This is a genomic window from Streptomyces sp. NPDC001508 (assembly GCF_040298665.1).
Taxonomy (GTDB): domain Bacteria; phylum Actinomycetota; class Actinomycetes; order Streptomycetales; family Streptomycetaceae; genus Streptomyces.
The window spans coordinates 178,824-193,609 of record NZ_JBEPAP010000003.1 but is presented as its reverse complement, the minus strand read 5'-3'; the positions used below and the strand labels follow the sequence as shown (position 1 = coordinate 193,609).

Here is a 14,786-nt window from a genome sequence, read left to right as displayed (position 1 = left end):
GGCGGTCCTGGCTCCCGTCGTACCCGCTGGCGGTTGGCCCGGCCGCCCTGGCCCCCGCCGTACCCGCCCGCTTCCGGGCCCACCCGTGCGGGTGCCTCGGAGGGGGCGTGTACGGTTCCCGGGATGCGTGAATGTTCCCGGCTCACGCGGCGTGCCGCCCTCGGTCTGGCGGTCGCCGCGCTTCCCCTGTCCGTCACCGCCCCCGCGTCCGCCGCCTCGGCCGTGGTCGGCGGTGAACTGCTGGCCCGAACCGGCGTCCAGGTCCGCGGGGCGGGCGGGCTGCCCGCGCGGCTCACGGCCCGCTCCTGGCTGGTCGCCGACGGCGGAAGCGGGGAGGTGCTCGCCGCCTGCGACGCGCACCGGCGGCTGGCGCCCGCCTCCACACTGAAGATGCTGTTCGCGGACACCCTGCTCCGGAAGTTCGACCGTACCGAGCGGCACAGGGTGACCGAGGCCGAACTGGCCGGGATACCGGCGGGCTCCAGCCTCGTCGGCATCAAGCCGGGGATCACCTACACCGTCGAGCAGTTGTGGCAGGGCGTGTTCCTGCGCTCGGGCAACGACGCGGTGCATGTGCTGGCCCATATGAACGGCGGGGTCGCCAAGACGGTCGCCGAGATGCAGGCCAGGGCGGCGGACTTCCAGGCCCTGGACACCCGGGTGGTCAGCCCGGACGGCTATGACCACCCGGGGCAGTTGTCGTCGGCGTACGACCTGACGCTCTTCGCGTGGCACGGGCTCAAGGACGCCGACTTCCGGGGGTACTGCGCCACCAGGGCCGCCGACTTCCCGGCGGGCGGCAAGAAGACGTTCCAGATCCAGAACACCGACCGGCTGCTGACGGGGGTCTGGGGCCTGGACCGGTACGAGGGTCTGATCGGGGTGAAGAACGGCTACACCAGCAAGGCCGGCAACACCTTCACCGGTGCCGCCACCCGGGACGGGCGCACCCTGCTGGTCACGGTGATGCACCCGGACAACGGCGGCAACGCCGTCTACGAGGAGACGGCCGCGCTGCTCGACTGGGGCTTCGGGAAGGGGAGTTCGGCACGGGCGGTGGGCACACTTGTCGATCCGCTCAGCGAGGGCGGAGCGAGCACGAGCCCGGAGCCTACGCGGCGGTCGGCGCGGGCCGCCGCTGGACCGCCGGTGGCGGCGCAGAAGGAGACCTCCCCCTGGCGCCTGCTGGAGGGCGCGGCGGGCACGGTCGCACTGCTGGGCACGGGCACCTGGGCGCTGCGCCGCCGCAAAGCGACCGCGACGGCGACAGCGGAGGCGGCGGAAGCAGCGGCGACAGCGGAGGCGGCTCCGAACCGCCGCCGCAGGGGCCGACACCGCACCTGAACAGCGCTGGCCGGGAATTGAGCGGCAGCCGTTCCACCCCCCGGTGCGTACCTCGCGGGCTTGCGCGAGGTCCACCCCCTCCCGGGCCTGGTGGAACGGCTGCCGCTTCCCCCCTCGGTGTGGTCCGTGGAACCCCAGTGCTCCAACTGTGAAGCTCTGGTGGAGGAAAGTTGAGCATAAGCTCCCGACCGGCCGCAATAGCGCGGAGATTCGAACTCCGGTTGTGCAGGTCGAGTTGGCGGAGTACGGGTTCGCTCAGCCGCGGCCCACGTACGGCATCGCCGTCGCCAGCACCGTCGCGAACTGCACATTCGCCTCCAGGGGCAGCTCCGCCATGTGCCGTACGGTGCGGGCCACATCGGCGACGTCCATCACCGGTTCCGGGGCTACCGCCCCGTTTGCTTGCAACGCCCCCGTCTCCATGCGGGTCGTCATGTCGGTGGCCGCGTTGCCGACGTCGATCTGGCCGACCGCGATGCCGTACGGCCGCCCGTCCAGCGACAGCGACTTGGTCAGCCCGGTGAGCGCATGCTTGGTCGCGGTGTAGGCGACCGACCGCGGCCGGGGCGTGTGCGCCGAGACCGAGCCGTTGTTGATGATCCGGCCGCCCCGCGGATCCTGCTCCTTCATCTGCCGGTACGCCGCCTGCGCGCACAGGAACGCCCCGTTGAGGTTGGTGTCCACCACGTGCCGCCAGGCGTCGTAGGGCAGGTCCTCGACCGGAACCCCGCCAGGACCGAACGTGCCCGCGTTGTTGAACAGCAGGTCGACCCGGCCGAAGCGGTCCACCGTCGTGGCGAACAGGTCGGCCACGTCGTCCGGCCGTGCCACGTCCGTGCGTACGACCAGCGCGTCGCCCTCGGGGGCCAGCGCCGTGGTCTCGGCGAGCCGTTCGGCCCGCCGCCCGGCCAGCGCCACCGCCCAGCCCGCGTGCAACAACTCCACGGCGACCGCCCGCCCGATACCGGACCCGGCGCCGGTCACCACCGCGATCTTCGATTCCCTGTCGGTCATGGCACCGCAGCGTAGGCGCAGGCTCCGTCATGCGGAATCCGATGTCCGCCATACGACTGGCAGGCGCGTCGCCGTCGTACGCGTCACCGTCGTACGCGTCGCCGTCGTCGCCGCGGTGACCGGCTCAGGCGGACGCCGGGACGGGCACGGCGTCGCCCGGGTACCGCACTCCGACCCGCTCCCGGATCGCGTCCAGCGTCCGCATCACGGCGAGCGTGCCGGACAGCGGCACGAGCGGGGACTCCGGCTCACCGGCCCGGAGCGCGCGCATCACCTCCGTCGCCTCGTGCCGCAGGGTGTGCCGCGGCCCGTCGGACGGTTCGAGGACGAACTCCTCGGGGTCACGGCCGTCGCGGTGCAGCACGAACCGGTCCGGGTGGAAGAAGCCGCCCGGTACGTCGATCCGGCCGAGCGACCCGGTCACCGACGCGGTGACCGCCGTACCGCCGACGATCGAGCAGTGCACCGAGGCCAGCGCCCCGCCGTCCCAGGACAGCAGCGCGCCCGTCTGGAGGTCGACGCCCTCCGCGGACAGCACCGAGCGGGCCTCGACCGCGTCCGGCTCGCCGAGCAGCAGGTGCGCGAACGACACCGGGTAGACGCCGAGGTCGAGCAGCGCGCCGCCGCCCAGCGCAGGGTCGCGCAGCCGGTGCGCGGGCGAAAAGGGGCCCGCGAGCCCGAAGTCGGCCTGGACGGTGCGGACTTCGCCGATCGCCCCGGAGTCGACCAGCACCTTCAGCCGGCGCACCAGCGGATTGCAGTACATCCACATCGCCTCCATCAGGAAGCGGCCACGATCGCGGGCCAGCGCCACCAGCTCCTCCGCCTGCCGCGCGTTCAACGTGAACGCCTTCTCGCACAGCACATTGCGTCCGGCCTCCAGGCACAGCCCGGCCGCCGCGCGGTGCGCCGAGTGCGGGGTGGCGACGTACACGACGTCGAGGTCCTCGTCCTGGGCCAGCGCCTCCCAGGTGCCGTAGGCCCGGGGGATCCCGAACCGTTCGGCGAACGCCCGCGCCGAGTCCTCGGTGCGCGAGGCCACCGCCACGATCTCGGCGTCCGGCAGATCCACCAGGTCCGCCGCGAACGCGGCCGCGATGCCGCCCGTCGCCAGGATGCCCCACCGCACGCTCTGCTCCGCCATTGCGGCCCCGCCCTCGCTCATGAATACCCCGGCACCGTGTACGAACTGAGAGCATAGGTGCCTGTTCAACCACACGGGTCGGCCGCACAGGCCGCAAGGGGAGGGGACCCATGCCCGAACGCGCGGCGGCATCGGCATCCGAGAGGGCGGCACCGGCATCCGAGACGGTAGACCTGGCACCCGAGACGGTTGCTACGGCATCGGAGACGGCGGACTCGGCATCCGAGACGGGGGACCCGGCTGCGGGCGGGGAGCCCGCGCGCCGCACGGCACGCCGTACCGGCCGGCTCGTCACCCTGGTCCTCGGCGGTCTCACCGCAACACCCCCGCTCGCGATGGACATGTACCTCCCGGCGCTGCCGGAGGTCACCCGCTCCCTGCACGCGCCCGCCGCCACCGTGCAGCTCACCCTCACCGCCTGCCTGGCCGGCATGGCGCTCGGGCAACTGGTGGTCGGCCCGATGAGCGACCGCTGGGGCCGCCGCCGCCCGCTGCTGGCCGGCCTCGCCGTCTACGTCGTCGCCACCGCTCTGTGCGCGGCGGCCCCCACCGTCGAGGCGCTGGTCGCGCTCCGGCTGGCGCAGGGACTGGCCGGAGCGGCCGGCATCGTGATCGCCCGCGCCGTCGTCCGCGACCTGTACGACGGCGTCGCGATGGCCCGTTTCTTCTCCACCCTGATGCTGATCTCCGGCGTCGCCCCCATCGTCGCGCCCCTGATCGGCGGTCAGATCCTGCGGGTCACGGACTGGCGGGGCGTGTTCGCCGTCCTCACCGTGGTCGGGGCGGTGCTGGCGGCGGTGGTCTGGCTGCGGCTCCCCGAGACGCTGCCGGCGGCCGCCAGGGGAGTGCCGCCCGCCGGAACGGAACCGAAGGCCCGCGGGAGGCGGGACGGCGGGGTCGGTGCGGCGCTGCGCGCCATGCGCGGACTCCTCGCCGACCTGCCGTTCACCGGCTATCTGCTCACCGGCGGCTTCGCGTTCGCCGCCCTGTTCGCCTATATATCCGCCTCGCCGTTCGTCATCCAGGACATCTACGGCGCCTCCCCGCAGACCTTCAGCCTGCTGTTCGGCCTCAACTCCGTCGGCTTGGTCGTCGTCGGGCAGATCAACGGCAAGCTGCTGGTCGGCCGGGTCAGCCTGGACCGGGTGCTGGCCGTCGGCCTCACGATCACCGTGTTCGCGGCGAGCGCCCTGCTGCTGATGACCCTCGGCGCCTTCGGACGGGTCGGCCTTGCGCCCGTCGCCGCCGCGCTCTTCGTCCTGATGTCCGCGATGGGGCTCACCCTCCCCAACGCCCAGTCGCTCGCGCTGCTGCGCACCCGGCACGCGGCCGGCTCCGCCGCCGCGCTGCTCGGCTCGTCCTCCTTCCTCATCGGGGCGATCGCCTCCCCGCTCGTCGGTGTCGCCGGGGAACACACCGCCGCGCCGATGGCCGTCGTCCAACTGGCGGGCGCGCTGGCGGCCACCGCCTGTTTCGCGGGAATGTGCCGCCCCTGGAGAGCCCGCACGGGCGGCCGGAACGGAAACCGCCTCCCCTCCGACGAGCCCGAGGACAAGAGGGCGGAGGACATGAGCGCCAAGACCGCGAGGGCTGAGTAGCTCGGGTCGTGGGGGCGCGGGGGTGGAGGCGTGGGTGGTGGAAGCACGAGGTGAGGAGGCTCGGGGTTGTGGAGAGGCGGGTTGAGGACACGCGGGCCGTGGAGGCGCGGGCTGACGAGACGCCGGCCGTGGAGGCGGGGATTGAGGACAGGCAGGTCGTGGAGGCGCGGGTTGAGGGCGCGCGAGTCACGGAGAGGCGGGCCGTGGAGGCGCGGGTTGAGGAGCGGGCCGAGAAGACGTGGGCCGAGGCGATGCGCCTTGAGGGCACGCAAGTTGAGGACACGGGGGTCGTGAAGGCGCGGGTCGTGGAGGTGCGGGCTGAGGACGCAAGGAACGAGAAGACGCGGGCCGGGGACGCGTCGGTCGGGGACATCGGGCCGTGGGCGCGTGGGTCCAGGGCACGCGGGCTGAGAAGGCGTGGGCTGAGGACATGAGAGACGTGGAGGTGTGGGCCGAGAACGCGCGGGTTGAGGGCACGCGGGCCGAGGTGACGGGGGGCGCGGTCGCACAGGCCGCAGCCCGGACACTCACTCATGTGCACCCAAACACGCCCGTGCACAGTCAACCGCCAGCAGTCCGCAACTCCACCAAGACTGACCCACCCCCCTCCGCGTTCACGCGCCGAGTACAGCCCACCCAGGGGCGCGAGGAACGGCGCGCCCAGCCCCCACGCACCCGCACAGGCCCCCCATCCCGCACCCCCACGGCGCACGCCCCCCACCGCTCCCCGCGGCGCCCGACCCCCGCCACCCCCGGGACGGCAAGGCTCCTACAATCGCCGGGTGAATGAACGTCCGGCCGAACGACTCCGCGCCGCGTTGGACGGTCTGCTCGACGGGCTGCCGCCGTCGCAGGCCGCCTCGGCCGTGGAGCGGCTGATCGCCACCTACCGGGGCGCCACCCCCACCGACGCGCCGATCCTGCGGGACCGCGCCGACGTCGCCGCGTACGCCGCGTACCGGATGCCCGCGACCTTCGAGGCGGTGCGCCGCGCGCTCGCCGCGTTCGCGGACGCCGTGCCCGGCTGGGCACCGGCCGGCCACACGGACGTCGGCGGCGGGACCGGCGCCGCGACCTGGGCGGTCGGCGCCACCTGGGCGGGCACCCGGCCGGTGACCGTGCTGGACTGGGCCGAGCCCGCGCTCGCGCTGGGCCGGGAGATCGCCGCCGCACACCCGACGCTGCGCGAGACCCGCTGGCGCCGCGAGCGGATCGGCGCCGGCCTCACCCTCGGCGCCGTCGACCTCGTCACCGTCTCCTACGTCCTCAACGAGCTGTCCACGGCCGACCGCGCCGCCCTCATCGACGCCGCCGCGACCGCCGCACGGGCCGTCCTGATCGTCGAGGCCGGCACCCCGGACGGCCACGCCCGCGTCATCGAGGCCCGGAACCGGCTGATCGACGCCGGGTTCCGGATCGCCGCGCCCTGCCCGCACAGCGCCGGCTGCCCGCTCGTGCCCGGCGCCGACTGGTGCCACTTCTCCGCCCGGGTCAGCCGTTCCTCCCTGCACCGGCAGGTCAAGGGCGGCTCGCTGCCGTACGAGGACGAGAAGTTCAGCTATGTCGCAGCCACCCGCCTCCCGGCGGCAGCGGCGCCCGCCCGGATCGTCCGCCGCCCGCAACTGCGCAAGGGCCAGGTCCTGCTGGACCTCTGCGAGGCCGACGAACGGCTGCACCGCGCGACGGTCACCAAACGCCACGGCGACCAGTACAAGGCGGCCCGGGACGCGGACTGGGGCGACCCCTGGCCGCCCGCCGCACCGGACCCCATGGGTTAGCTTCACCCCATGGTCAAGAAGCCCGCCCCGGACTCCAGCCGCCGCAGCGAGAGGTCGCGCCGCGCGATCTACGCCGCCGCCCTCGCCCTCGTCGCCGAGGTCGGGTACCCGAAGACCACCGTCGAGGCGATCGCCGCACGGGCCGGGGTCGGCAAGCAGACCATCTACCGGTGGTGGCCGGCCAAGGCGGACGTCCTGCTGGAGGCGTTCCTGGACCTGGCCGAGCAGTCGGCCCGGGACCTCGGCCAGGAACCGTACAAGATCCCGGACACGGGGGACGTCGCCGCCGACCTCAAGGCGGTGCTGCGGGCCACGGTAGACGAACTGCTCGACCCCCGGTTCGAGGCACCCTCCCGCGCCCTTGCCGCCGAGGGCCTCGTCAATGAGCAGCTGAGCCGCGAGTTCGTCGGCAAACTGCTCGGTCCACAGCTCCAGCTGTATGTGGACCGGCTCCGTTCCGCCCAGGACGCGGGGCAGGTACGGGCGGACGTGGACCCGCGTATCGCCCTGGAGCTGTTCGTATCGCCGCTGGCCCAGCGCTGGCTCCAGCACACCGGACCGATCTCGTACGCGTACACGGACACCCTGGTCGACTACGCCCTCCACGGCCTGGCCCCGCGCTGACCGTACCCCGGGACGGGGCCGCGGTCCCCCGGGGTGCCGGATGGTGGGACCATGGGGCATGTTGTCCGCACACCAGCGAGGCGAGGGGATTGATGAGCGCGACGTTCGGCGGCCGGTCCGGTCGGCAGGGCAGACTCTCCCAGTGGCTGCGGGGCCGCCGCACGTCACCGACCGCCGACACCGGCGGCCGTGAGGAACTGCTGCTCGCCGCCGCCGCAGCCGGACTGCCCCTCGCGCCCGCCGCGCACCCCGCCCCCGGATACCGCTGTTCCTGCGATCGCGTCGGCTGTCCCACCCCCGCCCGGCACCCGGTGTCGTTCGCCTGGCAGACGCAGTCCACCACCGACCGCGCCCAGATCGAACGCTGGGCCCGGCACCAGCAGCAGGCCAACTTCATCACCGCGACCGGCATGGTGCACGACGTCCTCGACGTGCCCCTGGAGGCCGGTCGGCAGGCGCTGCGGCGGCTGCTCGACTCCGGTGTCGAGGTCGGCCCGGTCGCCGAGAGCGACGACGGCCGGATGCTGTTCTTCGCCCTCACCCGCGGCACCCCCGAGGACGAGGACGAGTGGTGGCCGTGCGAGCTGGACTGTCACCCCGAGACCATGGACGAGCACCCCGGGCTGCGCTGGCACTGCCGCGGCTCGTATGTGCTGGTGCCGCCCGCCCGGCTGCCCGGCGACGACGACCAGCAGGTGCGCTGGGTACGCGGCCCGGAGCATGCGCTGCCCGATCCGCTGAGCCTGCTGGAAGCCCTCACCGACGCCTGCGCCCGCCACGCAGACGAACAACCCCACCACACACCCCCAACCTGGCCCCTACGCCACTAGCCCCGGTCCCCCGGGGTCGGGCAGCGCCCTGAAGGGGCGCGGGGAACGGCGCGGCCAGCCACGACGCGCCCGCGCAGAACTGCGAGCCCAGCCACGACGCACCGCAGGCAACGCACCCGCAGGTAACGCACCCGCACCCAACAACAACGCAGCACGCGCTCACGACGTAGCCGCAGACAACAACGACGCACCCGCACCCAACAACAACGCAGCACTCCCACGACCGAACACGGCCGAACCCAGCGGAGCGCTCAGTCTCCCTGCGCCCCCGTCAGCCCCTGGATGCGCCCCAGCAGTGACACCTGTCCGCTCCCGGAGCCGCGCTTCGGGTCGAGGGCGACCTCGTTGGAGACGAACTCCAGGGTCAGCGACTGCTTGATCTCGCCCTTCGTCAGGGCCAGCACATCCTCGTCGGGGGTCGGCACGGCGGCCCCCGCGGCGGCGGTCTGCTTCTCGAAGTGGCGTGTGGTGAAGAACACCAGCGCCCCGCCGTCGGCCGTGCGCAGCGCCAGCGGCGCGTAGTCGCCGCCGGTCAGCGGCTCGTCGATGTACTGCCGGGCAAGACCCGGCTTGCTGGCCTGCCGTTCACGGGTGGTGCGCCAGTCGCTGGTGTGCACGCCGTCCGCGAAGACGCTGCCGCCGCTCTTCAGGTACGTCGCGTACTGCTCGCTCAGTTCCTGCGGCGCGACGGACAGGTCCGCCGATCCGGGCGGGACGGCCTCGGCCCAGCCGTCCTCGTCGAGCTTGAACTCGGGCAGCTTGTCCGGGGCGATCAGCGTGAGGTACGCCACCTGGAACGGCTCGCTGAGGGCGTCCCGGGTGAACACGAACAGCCAGCGGGCGCTGCCGCCCTTGTTGGCGGTGGCGTCGGCGACGAACCAGCGCGGCCAGCCCGCCTTCTCGGGGATGGTGAACTCGGCGTTCGACAGCTTCAGCGGCTGGTGCCCGGGATTGCCGCCCGGATGGTTCGCATGCCCCGCCTTCAGCCGGGCCCCGTCGATGTCGGCGAGCGCGCCCGTGAGATGGCCGGCGTCCAGGGAGCTGTCGAACGACTTGTCCGCCGCGTTGTAGGCGTCGGTGAACTCCTCCAGCGCCTTCGCCGCCTCGGCCTTGGTGGTGGCCGGGAGCACCGCGCGCTCCCCGTGCACCACCACGCATCCGCTCGCCGTCAGCGACAAAGCGGTCAGCGAGGCCGCTATGAGTGCCTTCCGGTCACGCCCGCCAAGCCCGCGCGGACTGCGATCCCTGGTCATGAGGTCCCGTCACCTTCCTCTTCCCGGAGCCGAACCCTACCGGGAGCGAAGGCCGTTCGAACGCCGGGTTCCCGCACCGCGCCCGCACCCTGGCCGGGGGATGCCGTCAGGTCTTGTCCCGCACCGCCGCCGGCGTCGGCTGCGGGCGTGGCCCGCCGGTACCCGGGCGGGCCGGCACGAGGAACACGGCCAGCGTGGGGATCAGATAGAGCAGCCACACCGTGACCTGGACGACGGTCGGGTCGGGCTGGAAGTTGAGGACGCCCTTCAGGAGCGTGCCGTACCAGCTGTCCGGCGGGATCGTGCCGCTGATGTCGAAGGCCAGGTCCCGGATGCCCGGGATCCAGTTGGCCTCCTGGAGATCGTGGACGCCGTACGCGAGTACGCCCGCCGCGACCACCACCAGCATGCCGCCGGTCCAGGTGAAGAACCTGGCCAGGTTGATCTTCAGCGCGCCCCGGTAGAACAGCCAGCCCAGCAGGACCGCGGTGGCCAGGCCCAGGGCGACGCCGATCAGCGGGCGCGGGGTGCCGTCGCTCGCCGCGTGCACGGACGCCCACACGAACAGCGCGGTCTCCAGACCCTCGCGGCCCACCGCGAGGAACGCCGTGGCGACCAGCGCCCCGGTGCCCATGGCCAGCGCCGCGTCCAGCCGGCCGTGCAGCTCGGACCGCAGATGCCGGGCGGTGCGCCGCATCCAGAAGACCATCCAGGTCACCAGTGCCACCGCGACGATCGACAGTGAACCGCCGAGCGCTTCCTGGGCCTCGAACGTCAGCTCCTGGGAGCCGAATTCGAGCGCGCACCCGAAGCCCATGGCGATGGCGACCGCGAAGCCGATGCCGATCCAGATCGGTTTCAGCGCGTCCCGGCGCCCGGTCTTGACCAGATAGGCGATCAGGATGCACACGACGAGGCTGGCCTCCAGCCCCTCGCGCAGACCGATCAGATAGTTGGAGAACACGGGCTACGCCTCCTCGGTCAGCAGCGTCCGGCCCCACCAGTCGTCCGCGTCGCGGACGCCGGGCGGGATCGCGAAGACGGCAGAACCCACATGCTGGATGTACTCGTTGAGCGCGTCCGACGCCGCCAGCCGGCGCTGGAGGGGAATGAACCCCTTGCGCGGGTCGCGCTGGTAGGCAAGGAAGAACAGGCCCGCGTCCAGCCGGCCGAGCCCGTCGGTGCCGTCGGTGAAGGAGTAGCCCCGGCGCAGGATCGTGATCCCGTCGTTGGTGTCGGGGTGGGCGAGCCGGACGTGCGCGGTCGGCTTCATCGCCTTCAGGAACGGCTCGTCGTGCTCCTTCGGCTTGCCGGCCGGGGCGCCCTCGCCCTTGTCCCGGCCGAAGACGTCCTCCTGCTCCTGGAGCGAGGTGCGGTCCCAGGTCTCGATGTTCATGCGGATGCGTCGCGCGACGAGATACGACCCGCCGGTCATCCATGCCGACCCGTCCCCGCCGCCGACCCAGACGAACTTGTCCAGCCGGTCCTTCTCGGTGCCCGCGATATTGCGGGTGCCGTCCTTGAACCCGAAGAGGTTGCGCGGGGTCTGGGCGTCCGGGGTCGTCGACGACGTCTTGCCGAAGCCGAGCTGCGACCAGCGGACGGCGACCTTGCCGAAGCCGATGCGGGCCAGGTTGCGGATGGCGTGCACGGCGACCTGCGGGTCGTCGGCGCAGGCCTGGATGCACAGGTCGCCGCCGGTGCGCGTCGTGTCGAGGTTGTCGCCGGGGAACTTGGGCAGGTCGACGAGGGCCGCGGGCCGCCGGTCCGCGAGCCCGAACCGGTCGAAGAGGGACGGCCCGAACCCGAGGGTGAGCGTCAGCCGGGACGGCTTGAGCCCCAGCGCCTCGCCGGTGTCGTCGGGCGGCGCCTCGGCCAGCCCGCCGTAGGCGCCCTCGCCGACCGTGTGGCCCGCGGTCATCCGGCGGGCGGCGGCCGTCCAGTCCTTGAGGAGCTGGACGAACGCGGCGCGGTCGTCGGTCTTCACGTCGAACGCGGCGAAGTGCAGCCGGTCCTGTACGGGCGTGGCGATGCCCGCCTGGTGGTCGCCGTGGAAGTCGACCGCGCCGGCGGCCTCGGCGCCGGCCGGGTCGGCGTCCTGGCCGGTGCGGGTCATGGCGACGGCGCCGCCGGCCGTGGCGGCGCCGAGCGCGAGCCCGGCACCGCCCCAGCCGATCAGCGCGCGCCGCGAGGGGCTGCCGCCCCGCTGGGTCTGTGTCATCGTCGTCCCCCCTGACTACTTCACGACCGCGGCGGCGAGCTTGGACAGCGGCTCGGCGAGCGCGTTCACCGCGTCCGACAGCTCCTTGCGCTGCTCCTCGGTGACCTTGTCGTACGGGACGAAGTCGTAGGAGGTCTTGTCCGAGCGGTACTTGTCGAGCAGGGCGTCGAGCGCCGCGAACTGCTTGTCCAACTCCCCGGTCAGTGCCGCGTCGTTCGCCGAGGCGACCGGCTTGAGCAGTTCGTACGCCTTCTGCGCGCCCTCCACGTTGCCCTTGAAGTCGACGAGGTCGGTGTGCGCGTAGCGGTCCTCCTCGCCGGTGACCTTGCCGGTGGCGACCTCGTCGAGCAGTTCCTTGGCGCCGTTGGCCATGGAGGTGGGGGTGATCTCCGCGGTGCCGACCCGCTTCTGCCAGTCCTTCAGATCGGCGACCAGCTGGTCGGCGAGGGTCTTCTCCTCGGCGCCGATCTTCTTGTCGTGCCAGAGGGACTTCTCCAGGCGGTGCCAGCCGGTCCACTTCTGGCCCTCTTCGAGCCCGTCCTCGCGGACGTCGACCTTGGGGTCGATGGTGCCGAAGGACTCGGCGACCGGTTCGGTGCGCTCCCAGCCGAGGCGGGAGGGGGCGTAGGCCTTCTTGGCGGCCTCCAGGTCGCCGCCCTTGATCGCCTTTACGAAGGTCTGGACCCGGGGCAGCGTCTGGTCGGCCTGGTCCTGCGCGTACTGGCGGTAGTCGGCGACCGCCTTGTCCAGCTTGGGGTCCCGCTTGGCGGTGCTGCCGCCGGTGACGGTCAGCTTCTGGCGTACGCCGTGGCCCTTCATGCCCGGGCGGCAGGCGATCTCGTACGACCCCGCCTTCACCTCGGCGGTCAGCGTGTACTTGGTGCCCGGGCCGATGTTCTCCTTCTCGGAGACGATCCGGTCGTCCGGGAAGAGGATTTCCACCTCGGTGGCCCGGGAGCCCTTGTTCTCTATCTGGAGGGTGACCTGGCCGGCCGGGACCGAGGTGGCGGAGGTGTCGCACGTGGTGTCGGCGGCGGTCACCTGGATCGCGTTGCCGTCCTTCGCGTCGCTCTTCGCGGTGCAGGCCGTGAGGGCGGTCAGGGCGGCCACGGCTGTGGCCGCGGTGACGGTGAGGCGGGCGGCGCGCATGCGGGCTCCAAGCGGGAAGCAGTCTGGTGAGGCTGGCCTAACTTATCTGAGGCTTCCCTCACCGATACCCGTCCCAGCGGTGATTCAGCTCTCATTGGAAGATCACAGGCACGGCTTGATCTCGATGGCTCAAAGCCGACGCCAAGGGCAGGTAATGGAGAGGTCAAACGATGGCCGGGGGGTGATCAGGACGGCTCCGGTGCGGGAGCGGTCCTCGCGATCCGCAGGCGGCGAGCGGCGGCAGCCGGGGACGCCCGCCGGTGACGGTGCTTGAATGCCCGGGTGACTGACTACGACGTGCTGCGCGTCTTCTGCGCGCCGACCGGCGGCTACGGCAACGAACTCGGTGTGATCCGCGACGGCTCGGTGCTGCCCGAGCGGAGCGACCGGCAGGCGTTCGCCGCCGAACTCGGTTTCAGCAAGACCGTGTTCGTGGACGACCCGGAGCGCGGCGTCGTCGACATCTACACCCCCACCCTGCGCCTGCCCTTCGCGGGCCACCCCTGCGTCGGCACGGCCTGGCTGCTGGACGTGCCCGAACTGGTCACGCCCGCGGGGGTGGTGGGCGCCCGGCTGGACGGCGAGTTCAGCTGGATCGAGGCCCGTCCGGAGTGGGCGCCGCCGCGCACCCTGCGCCAGTACGCCACGCCCGCCGAGGTCGACGCCCTGCCGGTGCCGGAGCCGGGCGCCTGGATCTACGCCTGGGCCTGGGAGGACGAGGCGGCGGGCCGCATCCGCGCCCGCGGCTTCCCTGGCCGGGACGGCTGTGTCGAGGAGGACGAGGCGACGGGCGCGGCGGCCCTCCTCCTCACCGCCCGACTGGACCGAGCCCTCAACATAACCCAGGGCAAAGCCTCCCAACTCCTGACGGCCCCCCAACCCCAAGGCTGGATAGAACTAGGAGGCCGAGTACAACTAGACCGCTAGCCCAGGGCTCGCGCCCCGCAGTCACAGGGGCGCCGGGCTCTATCGATGTGCGGCTCCGCCGCGCGGGCGCGCTCAGCCACAACGATTGCGGCACCCAACAGCGGACGCGCTGTCCCCCAGGGAACCAAGGGGCGCGGGGCTGTATCGATATGCGGCTCCGCCGCGCGGGCGCGAAAAGCCACAACGCACCCGCACCCGCACCCGACAACCAATCCCCCGGTGACGGAGGCAGTTTTACCGCACCCCCAGCGGAGCGCTACGCGCTGAGGGAGAACTCCGCCCCCAACGCCCCGAACACCGCGCTGTTCAAAGCGAACGCGCCCCGGCATTCGGCGACGATCCGCTGCTTTTCCAGCTCGTCGACGCGTACCGCGTCCAGCAGTTCCCGGTAGCCACGCTTGAAGGCGGCCGGGTTGTCGATGCCTTCGAAGACATAGAACCGCACCCCGTCGCCCTTCCTCGCGAACCCCCACGTCCGCTCCGCCTTGTCGCGGATGATCTGACCGCCGGAGAGGTCGCCGAGGTAACGGGTGTAGTGGTGCGCGACATACCCGCCGGGCCACTGCGCGGCGCACTCCCGCACCCGCTCCGCGTACGCCCGTGTCGCGGGCAGCGCGGAGAGCCCCGCGCGCCACTGGGGCCCGCGCAGATGGGCCAGGTCGCGTTCCAGTGCGGGCAGCCTGAACAGCTCCGGGCGGATGAAGGGACCGGCCAGGGCGTCCGACGCCAGCCGCTCCGCCCCGGACTCCAGGGCGTCGTACACGAACCACAGCTGCTCGGTGTAGCGGGCGTACGCGTCGACGCCGAGCCTGCCGCCGAGCAGCGCGCTCATGAACGTAGAGGTCTCCGCCTCCATGTGCTGGGCGCGGGACGCGGTGCGGATGACTGTCGAGAAGGACTCCAT

General features: G+C 72.5%; 14 protein-coding genes. 7 read left to right on the top strand and 7 right to left on the bottom strand.

Annotated features, from left to right (window positions below):
* Positions 1-123 precede the first annotated feature (123 nt).
* Entirely contained in the window at positions 124-1,344 is a 1,221-nt protein-coding gene (locus ABT245_RS04925) for a D-alanyl-D-alanine carboxypeptidase family protein (RefSeq protein ID WP_351728642.1), read from the top strand.
* Between the two features lie 255 nt (positions 1,345-1,599).
* Here ABT245_RS04925 and ABT245_RS04920 read toward each other — a convergent pair whose 3' ends face one another.
* Together ABT245_RS04920 and ABT245_RS04915 are read right to left on the bottom strand one after the other, a co-directional pair.
* Entirely contained in the window at positions 1,600-2,358 is a 759-nt protein-coding gene (locus ABT245_RS04920; protein ID WP_351728639.1) for an SDR family oxidoreductase, read from the bottom strand.
* A gap of 124 nt (positions 2,359-2,482) precedes the next feature.
* Positions 2,483-3,502: a Gfo/Idh/MocA family protein gene (locus tag ABT245_RS04915; RefSeq protein WP_351728987.1), complete on the bottom strand. Its 1,020-nt coding sequence runs from the start codon at positions 3,500-3,502 to the stop codon at positions 2,483-2,485.
* Positions 3,503-3,612: 110 nt separating this feature from the next.
* Between ABT245_RS04915 and ABT245_RS04910 the strand changes: the two genes are divergently transcribed.
* The 5 genes from ABT245_RS04910 (at position 3,613) to ABT245_RS04890 (ending at position 8,332) form a co-directional block, all read left to right on the top strand.
* The gene (locus tag ABT245_RS04910) at positions 3,613-5,100 is read left to right on the top strand and encodes a multidrug effflux MFS transporter (protein WP_351728637.1); all 1,488 of its coding nucleotides are present in this window, start codon (positions 3,613-3,615) and stop codon (positions 5,098-5,100) included.
* Between the two features lie 50 nt (positions 5,101-5,150).
* Entirely contained in the window at positions 5,151-5,534 is a 384-nt protein-coding gene (locus ABT245_RS04905) for a hypothetical protein (protein WP_351728634.1), read from the top strand.
* 348 nt (positions 5,535-5,882) lie between these two features.
* Positions 5,883-6,878: a small ribosomal subunit Rsm22 family protein gene (locus tag ABT245_RS04900; protein WP_351728631.1), complete on the top strand. Its 996-nt coding sequence runs from the start codon at positions 5,883-5,885 to the stop codon at positions 6,876-6,878.
* A 9-nt stretch (positions 6,879-6,887) separates the two neighbouring features.
* Complete coding sequence (locus ABT245_RS04895) at positions 6,888-7,502, top strand: TetR/AcrR family transcriptional regulator (protein WP_351728629.1); 615 nt, start codon at positions 6,888-6,890, stop codon at positions 7,500-7,502.
* Positions 7,503-7,594: 92 nt separating this feature from the next.
* Positions 7,595-8,332, top strand: coding sequence for a bifunctional DNA primase/polymerase (locus ABT245_RS04890; RefSeq protein WP_351728626.1), 738 nt, complete (start codon positions 7,595-7,597; stop codon positions 8,330-8,332).
* A gap of 251 nt (positions 8,333-8,583) precedes the next feature.
* On the opposite strand, the gene ABT245_RS04885 is transcribed toward ABT245_RS04890, so the two are convergent.
* From ABT245_RS04885 to efeO, 4 genes are all read right to left on the bottom strand, one after another.
* Positions 8,584-9,585 carry an SCO2278 family lipoprotein gene (locus tag ABT245_RS04885; protein WP_351728623.1) on the bottom strand — a complete coding sequence of 334 codons (1,002 nt, stop codon included), beginning with the start codon at positions 9,583-9,585 and terminating at the stop codon, positions 8,584-8,586.
* Between the two features lie 106 nt (positions 9,586-9,691).
* Positions 9,692-10,549 (bottom strand): iron uptake transporter permease EfeU, encoded by an 858-nt coding sequence (efeU, locus tag ABT245_RS04880; protein WP_351728620.1) that lies wholly within the window; start codon positions 10,547-10,549, stop codon positions 9,692-9,694.
* Positions 10,550-10,552: 3 nt separating this feature from the next.
* Complete coding sequence (efeB, locus tag ABT245_RS04875) at positions 10,553-11,806, bottom strand: iron uptake transporter deferrochelatase/peroxidase subunit (RefSeq protein WP_351728618.1); 1,254 nt, start codon at positions 11,804-11,806, stop codon at positions 10,553-10,555.
* Positions 11,807-11,821: 15 nt separating this feature from the next.
* On the bottom strand, positions 11,822-12,955 hold the full coding sequence (gene efeO, locus ABT245_RS04870; protein WP_351728616.1) for an iron uptake system protein EfeO: 1,134 nt from the start codon (positions 12,953-12,955) through the stop codon (positions 11,822-11,824).
* 282 nt (positions 12,956-13,237) lie between these two features.
* On the opposite strand from efeO, the gene ABT245_RS04865 reads away from it, so the two are divergent.
* A complete protein-coding gene (locus ABT245_RS04865) occupies positions 13,238-13,882 on the top strand; it encodes a PhzF family phenazine biosynthesis protein (RefSeq protein ID WP_351728614.1) in 645 nt (214 codons plus the stop codon).
* A gap of 256 nt (positions 13,883-14,138) precedes the next feature.
* On the opposite strand, the gene ABT245_RS04860 is transcribed toward ABT245_RS04865, so the two are convergent.
* Positions 14,139-14,786, bottom strand: coding sequence for a biliverdin-producing heme oxygenase (locus tag ABT245_RS04860; RefSeq protein WP_351728611.1), 648 nt, complete (start codon positions 14,784-14,786; stop codon positions 14,139-14,141).

Excerpts from the sequence above, each read along its gene's own strand:
- ABT245_RS04925 (WP_351728642.1), top strand. The coding sequence starts at position 124 with ATGCGTGAATGTTCCCGGCTCACGCGGCGTGCCGCCCTCGGTCTGGCG.
- ABT245_RS04920 (WP_351728639.1), bottom strand. The coding sequence starts at position 2,358 with ATGACCGACAGGGAATCGAAGATCGCGGTGGTGACCGGCGCCGGGTCC.
- ABT245_RS04915 (WP_351728987.1), bottom strand. The coding sequence starts at position 3,502 with ATGGCGGAGCAGAGCGTGCGGTGGGGCATCCTGGCGACGGGCGGCATC.
- ABT245_RS04910 (WP_351728637.1), top strand. The coding sequence starts at position 3,613 with ATGCCCGAACGCGCGGCGGCATCGGCATCCGAGAGGGCGGCACCGGCA.
- ABT245_RS04895 (WP_351728629.1), top strand. The coding sequence starts at position 6,888 with ATGGTCAAGAAGCCCGCCCCGGACTCCAGCCGCCGCAGCGAGAGGTCG.
- ABT245_RS04890 (WP_351728626.1), top strand. The coding sequence starts at position 7,595 with ATGAGCGCGACGTTCGGCGGCCGGTCCGGTCGGCAGGGCAGACTCTCC.
- ABT245_RS04885 (WP_351728623.1), bottom strand. The coding sequence starts at position 9,585 with ATGACCAGGGATCGCAGTCCGCGCGGGCTTGGCGGGCGTGACCGGAAG.
- efeB (WP_351728618.1), bottom strand. The coding sequence starts at position 11,806 with ATGACACAGACCCAGCGGGGCGGCAGCCCCTCGCGGCGCGCGCTGATC.
- efeO (WP_351728616.1), bottom strand. The coding sequence starts at position 12,955 with ATGCGCGCCGCCCGCCTCACCGTCACCGCGGCCACAGCCGTGGCCGCC.
- ABT245_RS04860 (WP_351728611.1), bottom strand. The coding sequence starts at position 14,786 with ATGGAGTCCTTCTCGACAGTCATCCGCACCGCGTCCCGCGCCCAGCAC.